We start from the raw sequence: 11,164 nt of genomic DNA, 5'->3' as shown, positions 1-11,164 counted from the left end.
TTAACCCAGTGGGGCTTCGGTAATTAAAAAAATTTCCCTCGCGGGGTCAACCCCCCGGGGGGGGCCCCCTTACACACGGGCCCCCCCCCGCTTCTGTTGGGCGATCCGACACCCGCAAGGAGGTACTCCCCAACGAAGTCAGAGGAGTTCCGTGACTCCGTCCACCGCTGAGGCGGCGGGCTTCCAGCCCGAAGGTTGCGGTCCAGCCCGAACCGACCCCTTTTGCGGGGCAAAGGAAAAATTACCAGAGCACAGGGAAGCGATTCCCCCCTTGGCCGAGGCCGAGGACCCCTTGCTAGGAGACTGATGGGACGCAATACAAGAAAACGCCGCATGCCGTTGGCCACCAAGGCCGTGGCCGCATCGGCGGCCCTGGCGCTCGGTGGGGGCGGGCTGGTCTGGGCCAACTTCTACGCCTCGGCACATGAGAAGCAGCCGGGAAGGGACCGGACGAAGTCCACGGCCGCCCAGGTCGCGACGATCAAGTGCCCGGATGTCGGCCAGCAGCTGACGGATGTGCCGAGGAACGCACGCAGGGGGGTCGCCAAGGAGCTGGCACTGCTCGACCGGCAGATCACGGATGCCTACACGCGTCTCGCGGAGACGCGCCAGGCCCAGGCGGGAGACACCGGGTACGTCGACAACGCCATCCTGGGACCGCTGAAGTCCAAGCGGGTGGCCACCCTGGACCGGATCAACATCAACATCAACCGCGCGGGCGGAAAGGCGCCGCAGGGCCTCGGCGGGCTGGCCAGGTGCGAAGGCGTGCCGGTCGAGCAGCCGGACACCGGCAACGGCGGCGGTCAGGACCAGGGCAACGGCGGTGGCCAGGACCAGGGCAACGGCGGTGGCCAGGACCAGGGTCAGGACGGCGGCGGCCAGGACAACGGGCAGGACCAGGGCAACGGCGGTCAGGCCGACAACGGCCCCGTCGCCGACGACTTCATCAACATCGAGGACGTCCAGCCCAACTCCCGCAACCTGCCGAACGGTCTGGCCGCGAACGGCGACGGCGGTTCCACGGGCAGCTTCACCACCGAGTGCGGCACCAACGAGAACGAGCTCCGCAACTCGGACAACGTGATCGTCGCTCCCGGTGTCAGCAACGGTGCGCAGCACCAGCACGACTACGTCGGCAACCAGGCCAACACCGCCTTCGCGAGCGACGAGGACCTGGCCAACGGCGAGACGACCTGCCAGAACCAGGGCGACAGGTCGTCGTACTTCTGGCCGGTCCTCCGGATCCAGGACGGTACGCAGGACATCGACCAGGGCCAGCCCGGCGGCGGCCAGGACGGCAATGTCGGCAAGATCGTCGAGCCCAGCGAGGCAGAGCTGAAGTTCGTCGGCAACCGGACGAGCGACGTCGTCGCGATGCCGACGGCCCTGCGCATCATCACCGGTGACGCCAAGGCCTTCACCAACGGCCTGAACAACGCCAACACCGCGTGGAGCTGCACCGGCTTCGAGGACCGGCAGGTGACGGACAAGTACCCGATCTGCCCCGAGGGCAGCAGCGTGGTCCGGACGTCCGCCTTCCAGAGCTGCTGGGACGGCCAGAACATCGACAGCGCCAACCACCGCACGCACGTCGACTTCGTCGAGGCGGACGGCAGCTGCTCGAACGGCTTCCAGGCCATCCCCCAGCTCCAGGTCCGTCTGGTCTACGACCTCCCGGCCGTGCAGATCGACAACGGCCAGGTCGTGAACCCGTTCGCGGTGGACTCCTTCCCGGACCAGCTGCACAAGCCGATCACCGACCACAACGACTTCATCAACTTCTTCGACGAGAACCTGATGAACGAGATGGTCGACTGCATCAACAGCGGCCAGGACTGCCAGTAGTCCCGGACCGACGGGAAGCCGGCGGTGGGATCTCCCACCGCCGGCTTCCCGCTGTGCCGGGGGCCGCGAGGTCAGCCGTGGTGACCGCTGTTGTGACTGCCCCCGGGGTTCATGTGCTCGGACCCTTCCTCCATGGTCCCGCCGAGCGTGGTCTGCAGCGCCGTGACCGTCTTCTCCTGGCCCACGGCGACCCACTTGCGGCCGACCAGGTAGTAGCCGCCGTAGTCCTTCGCTCCGTTCAGCCACTCGCGCTGGCCGCGGTCGGTGGCGAAGGTGGCGAGGATGTACTTCTCCTTGCCCGTCTTGCAGATGGCCTGGCGGATGGTGTCGGCGTCGGTCTGCATGTCCGGCTCGCACTTCGCCTCGGCGGCCAGGTGTTCCAGGCTGCCGGTGGCCGTGACGGGCGCCCCGCTCTTCCCGTCGCCGTCGTTCCCCCCGCCGCCGGACCCGCAGCCCGCCAGCGCCAGTACCGCCACCGCGCCGGTCAGCGCGAGCCTCGGTCGGGTCAGCCTCATGAGTTCCTCCGGTCCTTCCGGCGACATGCCGCACGGAGCCCCGGCGAGGGGCTCTCCGCCTTCGATACGGCTCCGGGAGCCGAAGTGCTCAACCGGTGACCTACGGAGGCATCGCTCGTTCTGACTGACGTGCAGTCACAGCATGCCGCCAAGCGGCCCCCGGCCCCCTCCCCCGACGGCCCGCTCGTCGACGTCCGTCAGGCCGAGGCCGCTCTCGTCGAGCACTATCCGCGGCTCGTCCGTCTCGCGTACCTGATGCTGCCGCCGGAGCCGGGCGCCGGGGGCAGGCGGGTGCTGACCGCGCACGCCCTGGTCCAGCGCGCGCTGCCCCGCGGCCGCACCACGGCACCCGCGATCCCCGCCCAGGCCACCCGGCCCGCGCGGGCCGTCGGTCCGGACGGCGACCCCGGGTACGCGCTGGTCCGGCTCCAGGTGGTGCGTACGACGCTGCGGGCGAGCCCGTCGCGCCGTCCGGCCGTGCGGCGGCGCGGGACCCGGCGCAAGCGGGCCGGGCTGCCCGTCCTGCCGCCACCGCTGCCCCAGGTGTGGGGGCTGCGCCTGCTCCCGCGGTCCGGCGGCGCCGACGAACTCGCCCTGGAGCAGCGGCTGTCCGCCCTGTCCGGTCCCGCCCGCGCCGCCCATGTGCTGCGTGCTCTGGAGCGGCTCCCGGACGCCGACGTCCGTACGCTGCTCACGGAGGCGGGCGTGGCCGACGCGGTGGGGGCGCTGCGCGAGGCCGACCGGGTACCGGCCGAGTACCGGCTGCTCGGCTCCCCCGCGTTCGACCCCTGTTCGCTCCAGGCCCGGCCCACCGACCTGGTGCGCCGCCGCCGGCGTCTGAAGGCCGTACTGGCCGCCGGGGCCGCGCTCGTCGTCTGCGGCGCGCTGTTCGGGCTGCCGGAGGACGGCTGGGGCCCCGACGGTGCCGCCGCGCCGCCCCACGCGCTGAACCGGGCCGCGCAGGCCGCCCTGGACCCGGGGAAGCTGACCCGGGTCTCCCCCTCCGCCTGGAAGACCTCCGCGCGCACCGACTTCTCCGTGTGGCCGGCCCGCGGCGGCCTGGCCGGTGACGCGGGCCTGCTGCGCCGGGCCCTCGCCGTGTGGGCCCGGCCCGGCGAGCGGGTGCGGGTGTCGGCGACGCCGGGCACCCCGTCCGGCGGCCCGGCCGGGCCGCCCCAGCTGCTGTACGCCGGGACGGTCGACAACGCGCGCGTGGTGATCCTCCACGACGGTCTGCGCATCGCCAGGTACGCCGAGCCCGCGGACGGCACCGAGGGCGCCGCCCTGGACTTCGCCCGGGTCGACGGCGCGGACCGGGCCGGGGCCAGTGCGCTGGTGCTGGGCCGGTCCGACGGCAACGTCCGCTATCTGACGGCACCCTGGGTGCGGGCGGCCGGTGCGCGGGACCTGCGCGAGCCCGGCGCGGACACGGCGGGCCTCACGCTCACCGACGGCGTGACCTCACCGCTGGCCGGTGCGGCCCCGAAGTCCGGCTCGTGCACCTCGTGGAACGTGCTGGAGCTGACCGACGGCACCGGCACCCGGCTGGTGACCGACCTCGGCGAGCTGGCCCCGGCCGTGCTGACCGCGGGGCGGCCCGGTGAGGCCGGTGAGGTGGCCGGGGAGAAGGCGCTGCGTGCCTGGGCGCCGTTCGCCTGCTCGCTGGCCTCGATGCGCTCGGCGGGCGTACGGAGCGTGAACGCGTGGGCGTTCGCCGAGCAGCCGCTGCCGGACGCGAGCGGGTCAGCGGCCTGGGTGTGCACGCGGGCCGAGACCTGGCGGGGCGGCGGCGCCCGGACGCAGGCGCAGTTCCACACGCCGGGCGGGCCGTCCGGGACGGTGGCGGCCCAGGCCGAGGACGTACCGCAGTGCGGGGAGCGTGAGCCGCGGGTGCTGGCCGGGGTGCTGTGGAAGTCCGGTGCGGGCACCTGGTACCTGCTGGCCGCCGGCAGCCGCGGCACCACGTCGGTCACCGCGACGGGCGGTGTCGAGGGCACCGCGCAGGGCAGCCTGCTGGCCGTCGAGGCCGAACAGGGCGCCCGGGCCGACCTCGAGGGCACCCTGGAGAACGGGGACCGGGTCACCGGGCTCCGCTGACCGGATGCGGGCCGGCCGCCGGCCCGGGCGATCACGGTCGCCCGGTGCGGACCGTTCACGGCCGGATTCGATCGGTAGGCTGTGTGTATGACTACCGGGGTACGTCGCAGAATGGGAGTCGAGGAACGGCGGCAGCAGTTGATCGGCGTCGCCCTCGAACTGTTCAGCCGTCGCTCGCCCGACGACGTCTCCATCGACGAGATCGCGTCGGCGGCCGGCATCTCGCGCCCGCTGGTGTACCACTACTTCCCCGGCAAACTCAGCCTCTACGAGGCCGCGTTGAAGCGAGCGGCGGACGATCTGGCGTCGCGGTTCGTGGAGCCGCGCGAGGGCCCGCTCGGGGCGCGGCTGCTGCGGGTCATGGGCCGGTACTTCGACTTCGTCGACGAGCACGGGCCCGGTTTCTCCGCCCTGATGCGCGGTGGCCCGGCGGTTGGTTCCTCAACCACCAACGCGCTGGTCGACTCCGTACGGCAGCGGGCGTACGAACAGATTCTGTCGCACATGGGCGTGGGGGAACCTCCCCCGCGACTGGAACTGGTGGTGCGGTCCTGGATCTCGCTCGCCGAGTCGACGGCGCTGATCTGGCTGGACGGCCGCCGCATACCGCGGGACGGGCTGGAGGCCCAGCTGGTGCACGACTTCGCCGCGCTCTGCGCCGTCGCCGCGGCCCACGACGAGGAGTTGGGCGGGCTGCTGCGCGACCTGCTCAAGGACGAGCCGGGCGACGGACCGTTCGCCGACCTGGTCACCCGGCTCGTCGCCCTGGCCCGCTGAACCGGCCCTCCACCCGCTCCGCCGACTCCGTCTACTCCGCCGGCTCCACGAACTTGCGGTACGACGCGTCGAGGTCGCGTACCTCGGCGGAGGCGTGCAGGGTCAGGCTGCCGACCGGCCGCACATGCCGGCGCACCAGTTCCAGGACGGCCTCGGTGAGCCGCGCCTTGGTCTCCTCGGTCCGCCCGGGGAGCAGGCCGATGTGGACGTGCACGAGGGCGTGGTCCTCTGCCTGCCCGTGGCCGACGAAGACGTCGCCGGTCGGGCGGAACCGGGTCTTGCACGCGGGGAGCTTCGCCGCCGCGATCTCCACCACGGTGCTGTGCAGGTCCCGGGCGAAGGCGGGCCAGTCGCACTCGAAGCCGCGCTTCAGCTGTGCGGAGTGGTCGACGGTGATCTGCGGCATGGGTGGGCCCTCCGGTTCCGGGTCGGAGGGCCCACCCTAGCTTCCGCGCCGGTGCGCCCGGGTGTCAGCCGGCCGCGGTGAACACCGCGACCGAGCGGGCCGGGACGGTGAAGGTGCCGGTGTCCGCCGCGTAGGACGAGGTCTTCACCACCGTGTCCGAGCCCGCCGCCTGCACCGGGTGCAGCCGGTGGTCCGTGCCGGCGAGGGCGGTGACCCGCTGTTCCTGCCGGTCCGGTGTCGCGTTGAAGACGACGACCAGGTCACCGAGGCGCATGGTGATCACGCCCGGTGTCTCGTCCTTCCCGGACAGCGGGAAGGACAGCGCGGACTGCACCTGCCCCGCGGTGTCGAGGGAGAAGGTCTCCTCCGTCGTACGGATCTTCAGCAGGTCCCGGTAGGCGGCCGAGGCGCCGTCGATCTGCGGGCAGCCGACCTTCACCGCGCCCAGCAGGGGCTTTGCGTAGGGCCACTTGTCGGCGTTGTCGGCTGCCGGCGGCAGACCGCGGCCGAAGCCGTTGCCGTCGGCGCAGTTCCAGTGGATGGCGTTGAACCAGTCGCCGCTGTCGTAGGAGTTGCGGTCCAGGGACTTGGAGCGCAGCAGGTCGGTACCGGCCTGGGAGAGCGCCGGGCCCTGGGACAGGGCTGCGGTCGCCATGGCGAGGACCTGCATGCGGGCCCGGTCGTCGGCCGGCGTGGCCTGCGGCAGCTTGAACGTGAGCGCGTCGAACAGCGACTCGTTGTCGTGCGCGTCGGCGTAGGCGAGGGCGTCACCCGGGGCGTGGGCGTATCCGGCCGGTGCGCCGTTGTAGTCGACCTGGGAGCCCTTGACCTCCTTGCCGTCGGTGTCGGTGAAGCGGTACTCGGCGAGGTTGCCGCTCAGGCCGACCTTGATCAGGTCCTGGTAGTGCAGGAGCCGGGCCCTCTGCTCGGCCTCGGTGCCGTTGCCGTCCGAGGAGTTCGGGTCGGTGAACAGGCCGGAGGCGAAGCCCTGGACGCCGGGGTCCTCGTCGAAGGGGCCGCCGCCGCGGACGGCGTCACGGGCCCGGTCGGAGAAGGTGGCGATACCGGTGCCGGCCATGTTCTGCTGCGTGGCCTGCTCGAAGCGGGCGTCGTCGGCGATCTCGCCGAAGTTCCAGCCCTCGCCGTACAGGATGATCTTCTTGCCGTCGACGCCGTCCTTCGCAAGGGTCAGCGCGTCGAGGGCCTTGCGGACGGCGAGGATGTTGGCCTTGGGGTGGTGGCCCATGAGGTCGAAGCGGAAGCCGTCGACCTTGTACTCCCTGGCCCAGGTGACGACGGAGTCGACGACCAGCTTGCCCATCATGGCGTTCTCGGTCGCGGTGTTGGCGCAGCAGGTGCTGTTGGCGACGGAACCGTCGGCGAGGAGCCGCTGGTAGTAGCCGGGCACGATCCGGTCCAGGACGCTGGTGTCCGCCTGGCCGCCGGCCGCGGTGTGGTTGTAGACGACGTCCATGACGACGCGCAGGCCGTCCTCGTTGAGCGCCTTGACCATTCTCCGGAACTCGACCGTGCGGGCCGTGCCGTCCGGGTCGGTGGCGTAGGAGCCCTCGGGGACCGTGTAGTGGTACGGGTCGTAGCCCCAGTTGTAGGCGTCCTCGGCGGCGGCCTTCGCCACGCACTCCTGCTGCTTCCCGGAGTCCGCCGGGTAGGAGGCGAGGTCGCAGTCGGCGGTCGTCCGGTCGGACTTCCTCTCGGGGATGGTCGCGATGTCGAAGGCGGGCAGCAGGTGCACGTACGAGGTGCCGGCCTGCGCCAGCTTCCGCAGGTGCCTGGAGCCGTCGCTGTCCTTGTCGGTGAAGGCCAGGTAGGTGCCGGGCTGCTTCGCCGTGCGGTCCTCGACGGAGAAGTCGCGGATGTGCAGTTCCTGGATCTGGGCGTCCTTGAGGGGGACGGCCTTCGGCTTGTCCAGGCCCGACCAGCCCCTGGGGGCGAGGTCGCGGTCGCCGAGGTCGACGACCAGGCTGCGCGCGGAGTCGGTGGTCAGGGCGACGGAGTAGGGGTCGGTGACCTTGTTGGTGACGAGCTCGCGGGTGCTGGGTGCCCACACCTTCACGGCGTACCGGTAGGGCTTGCCCTTCCAGGACTTCGGGCCGGTGACGGACCAGACGCCGGTGGCGTCGTCGCGCTTCATGCGGGCGGTGGAGCCGCCGATCTCCAGCGAGACGTTCCGCGCGGTCGGCGCCCACACGGACAGCGTGGGCCGGCCGTGCCGGAACGTCGGGCCGAGCTCCGCCTTCGTCGCGCCGGCCGCGTACAGGTCGTCGAGGACGCCCGCGGTCTGCACGCCGGTCGCCGCGAGCACGGCCCCGTTGGCGGCGCGCTGGGCGGCGACGACCTGGCCGCGCAGGGCCTCGCGTACGCGGTCCCGGTCGCGCGGGTCGACGGTCCAGGCGGTGCCGTCCTTCAGGTGCGGGAACGTCGCCTTCTGCGCGTCGGTCAGGGCGGCCGGGAGCAGCCGGATCACGCGCGTGTCGTCACCGAGGACGAGCGTGCCGTCCTGCGCCTCGATCGAGCCGCTGCGGGAGGCGAGCAGCTGGGTGGAGGCTGCGCCCGCGGAGCCGTCCCGGACGACGGTGTTCCGGTCGATCCAGACCGCCTTCGAGGTGGCCAGGTCGACGGCGGCGGCCGAGCCGGGCGGCTGGGGCAGCAGGTACTTCTCCTCGCCGCTCAACAGCCACACCTCGTGGCCGTTCGCCTTGAGGTCGAGCGACTGGTCGGAGGGGAGGTCCTTCTCGTCGCCCTTGTGGATGACGTAGCTGAGGCTGGTGGCACCCTCGGTGAGCGGTACCTCGAAGACCGCGCCGTAGGGATCGGTCTTCACCGGCTTCAGGGGGTTCGACCAGTCGGTGGGGTTCGCGGCGCCGGTCCACACGTGCAGGCCCCAGCCGTCGTAGTCGCCGTCGGCGCGCTGGTAGTGCAGCACCGCCTTGCTCTTGTCCTGCGCCGGGTACTCGGGGCGCTCGGTGGTGACGGTCTCCTCGCCCTGCTCGATCCAGATCTCGCCGGTCTTCGTGACGTCGATCGTGCGGTCGGTGGAGACGTCCTTGTTGCCGTCCTTGTCGACGATGAGGAATTCGACGGTGGAGGCGCCGGGCTCGAGCTTGACGTGGGCGAAGGCGCCGTAGGCGTCGCGGCCGGTGAAGGGGTGGCTGTCCGGCCACTCGGTGGCCTCGCCGTCGGCGAGGTCGCCCCAGGCGTACAGGCCCCAGTCGTCGTAGTCGCCGTCGGCGCGCTTGTAGTGGACGATCGTGTGGTCGCGGGAGGCGGCGGTGGGCGGTTCCTCGACGGGCGGGGCGCCGGTGGCGGAGGCGGCCAGGGCGCTCGCGGTGCGGCCGGCCGTGTCGACGGCGACGGCCTTGTAGCGCAGGACGGTGCCGGCGGGGACGTCGTCGCCGATGGTGTGGGTGACCTTGTGGGGGGCGTGGTCGGAGGTACCGAGGGTGCGCCACTTGCCGTTGCCGGTCTGGGCGGCGAAGACGACCCGGTTGAGCTGTCCGCCCTCGACGTCGGCGGTGAGCTCGACGGTGCCGGTGGCTCCGGCCTCCGGGGCCTTGAGGGTGACCGCGGGCTTCGCGGAGGGCTCGGCGAGCCTGCCCGCCGCCTTGAGGACGATCGCCGAGCCGGCCGGGACGGTGACGGTGATCTTCCGGTCGGCGCCGCTGGTGACGGAGGCGTCGGTGCCGTGGATGCCGCGGAAGGTCATCCTGGCCGAGTTCGTGGCGAAGGTCGCCTTCTTGGCCTCGTCGGTGTTGTTGAAGGCGACCACGTACTCGGTGGTGTCCTTGCCGGTCCCGGTGCGGGAGAAGGCGTGGACGCCGGGGCCGTCGGCCGCGTACCGCTCCTGCTGCACACCGTCGGTGAGGGCGGGGTGCGCCTTGCGGAGCTTGGCGAGGGCGCTGATCTGCCGGTAGAGGGGGGCCTTCGTGTCGTAGGTGTCCTCGGCGTGGGTGCGGTCGGTGCCGATGAGGTCGTCGTCGAGGTAGTCGGCGGTGCGGGAGGCGAACAGGGTCTGGCGGGCGTCCTTGTCGCCGCCGGCGCCGGTGAAGCCCTGCTCGTCGCCGTAGTAGACGACGGGGTTGCCGCGGCTGAGGAACATCAGCTCGTTGGCGAGCATGTCCTTCTTCAGCAGGTCGGCGTCGGACGCCCCGGGGTTGTCCTGCTTCAGGAACGTCCCGACGCGGCCCATGTCGTGGTTGCCGAGGAAGGTGACCTGCTCGTAGGCGTTGGCCCGGTCGGTCGTGTACTTGTGGTCGTCGCCGAAGACGGACGCGAGCCGCTGCGCGCTGCCGCCCTGGGAGGCGTACTGGCGGGCCGCCTCCTGGAAGGGGAAGTCGAGGGTGGCGTCGAGGCGGCCCTCGGTCACGTAGGGGGCGGTGACGTCGGTGTCGGCGGAGTAGACCTCACCGAACATGAAGAAGTCGTCGCGCCCCTTCTTCGCCGCGTAGGCGTCCAGGGCGGTGGCCCACTGGGTCCAGAACTCCATGTTGACGTGCTTCACGGTGTCGATCCGGAAGCCGTCGATGTCGAAGTCCTTCACCCACCGCTGGTAGATCTTCTCCATGCCGTCGACGACCTCGGGACGCTCGGTCCACAGGTCGTCGAGCCCGGAGAAGTCGCCGTACTCGCCGGACTCGCCGGCGAAGGTGGAGTCGCCCCGGTTGTGGTACATCGTCGGGTCGTTGAGCCACGACGGGACCTTGACGTCCTTCTTCGCGGCGGGGACGACCGGGGTGCGGGGGAACGAGCCGGCGTCGACGTGCGGGAACCTGCGGGTGCCGTCGGCGTAGTCGGCGTCGTCGAAGGGCTTCCCGTCCTTGGTCAGGTAGGGGAAGGCGCCCTTGGAGAGGTAGTCGTAGGACTTCTCCTCGTAGTCGACGACGTCGGCGGTGTGGTTGGTGATGACGTCGAAGAAGACCTTCATGCCCTTGTCGTGGGCCTTGTCGATGAGGGTCTCGAGGTCCTTGTTGGTGCCGAAGTGCGGGTCGACCCGGGTGAAGTCGGTGATCCAGTACCCGTGGTAGCCGGCGGAGGCGTTCTCCCCCGTCCCCTGCACGGGCTGGTTCTCGAAGATGGGCGCCATCCAGAGGGCGGTGGTGCCGAGCCCCTTGATGTAGTCGAGCTTCTCGGTGAGGCCCTCGAGGTCGCCGCCCTGGTAGAAGCCCTTGTCGGTGGGGTCGTAGCCGGTGCTGAGCCGCGAACCGGTGAGCCCGCCCCGGTCGTTCTCCGCGTCCCCGTTGGCGAACCGGTCCGGCAGGACGAAGTAGAACTGCTCCCGGGTGAGATCGTGCCGCGCGGGGGCCTTCGCCAGCGTGGCGTCGGACGGGGGCTCGGGCGGTGTGGCGGCACCCGCCGCCAGGGGCTGTACGAGGGTCGCGGCGAGGGCGGCCGCGGTGACGGCGGCAATCCGCCTCCCCCGCACGGTGCGGTGCCTCGAGGGCGTGGGCCATCTGGGTATCACAGGCGTGAACTCCTTGCGACTACGGCTCATTGAGGGTCCGACCCC

6 protein-coding genes are annotated in these 11,164 nt (G+C 71.6%); 3 read left to right on the top strand and 3 right to left on the bottom strand.

The features are described from left to right. The first annotated feature begins 306 nt into the window (after positions 1-306). On the top strand, positions 307-1,845 hold the full coding sequence (locus ACFWVE_RS21300) for a DUF1996 domain-containing protein (RefSeq protein WP_384016187.1): 1,539 nt from the start codon (positions 307-309) through the stop codon (positions 1,843-1,845). 71 nt (positions 1,846-1,916) lie between these two features. On the opposite strand, the gene ACFWVE_RS21295 is transcribed toward ACFWVE_RS21300, so the two are convergent. Then, the gene (locus ACFWVE_RS21295; protein WP_384016185.1) at positions 1,917-2,360 is read right to left on the bottom strand and encodes a hypothetical protein; all 444 of its coding nucleotides are present in this window, start codon (positions 2,358-2,360) and stop codon (positions 1,917-1,919) included. A gap of 129 nt (positions 2,361-2,489) precedes the next feature. Between ACFWVE_RS21295 and ACFWVE_RS21290 the strand changes: the two genes are divergently transcribed. Both ACFWVE_RS21290 and ACFWVE_RS21285 read left to right on the top strand, forming a co-directional pair. Next, positions 2,490-4,457: a hypothetical protein gene (locus tag ACFWVE_RS21290; protein ID WP_384016183.1), complete on the top strand. Its 1,968-nt coding sequence runs from the start codon at positions 2,490-2,492 to the stop codon at positions 4,455-4,457. Positions 4,458-4,544: 87 nt separating this feature from the next. Beyond that, positions 4,545-5,234, top strand: coding sequence for a TetR/AcrR family transcriptional regulator (locus ACFWVE_RS21285; protein WP_384016181.1), 690 nt, complete (start codon positions 4,545-4,547; stop codon positions 5,232-5,234). Positions 5,235-5,265: 31 nt separating this feature from the next. Here ACFWVE_RS21285 and ACFWVE_RS21280 read toward each other — a convergent pair whose 3' ends face one another. Both ACFWVE_RS21280 and pulA read right to left on the bottom strand, forming a co-directional pair. Next, positions 5,266-5,640 carry a 5-carboxymethyl-2-hydroxymuconate Delta-isomerase gene (locus ACFWVE_RS21280; protein WP_384016179.1) on the bottom strand — a complete coding sequence of 125 codons (375 nt, stop codon included), beginning with the start codon at positions 5,638-5,640 and terminating at the stop codon, positions 5,266-5,268. Between the two features lie 64 nt (positions 5,641-5,704). After that, the gene (gene pulA, locus ACFWVE_RS21275) at positions 5,705-11,119 is read right to left on the bottom strand and encodes a pullulanase-type alpha-1,6-glucosidase (RefSeq protein WP_384016177.1); all 5,415 of its coding nucleotides are present in this window, start codon (positions 11,117-11,119) and stop codon (positions 5,705-5,707) included. Positions 11,120-11,164: the final 45 nt, after the last annotated feature.

It is taken from the genome of Streptomyces sp. NPDC058632, from assembly GCF_042717095.1.
In the GTDB taxonomy this organism is placed as follows: domain Bacteria; phylum Actinomycetota; class Actinomycetes; order Streptomycetales; family Streptomycetaceae; genus Streptomyces.
The sequence above is the reverse complement of the archived record's forward strand: the minus strand, read 5'-3'. Positions and strand labels throughout refer to the sequence as shown.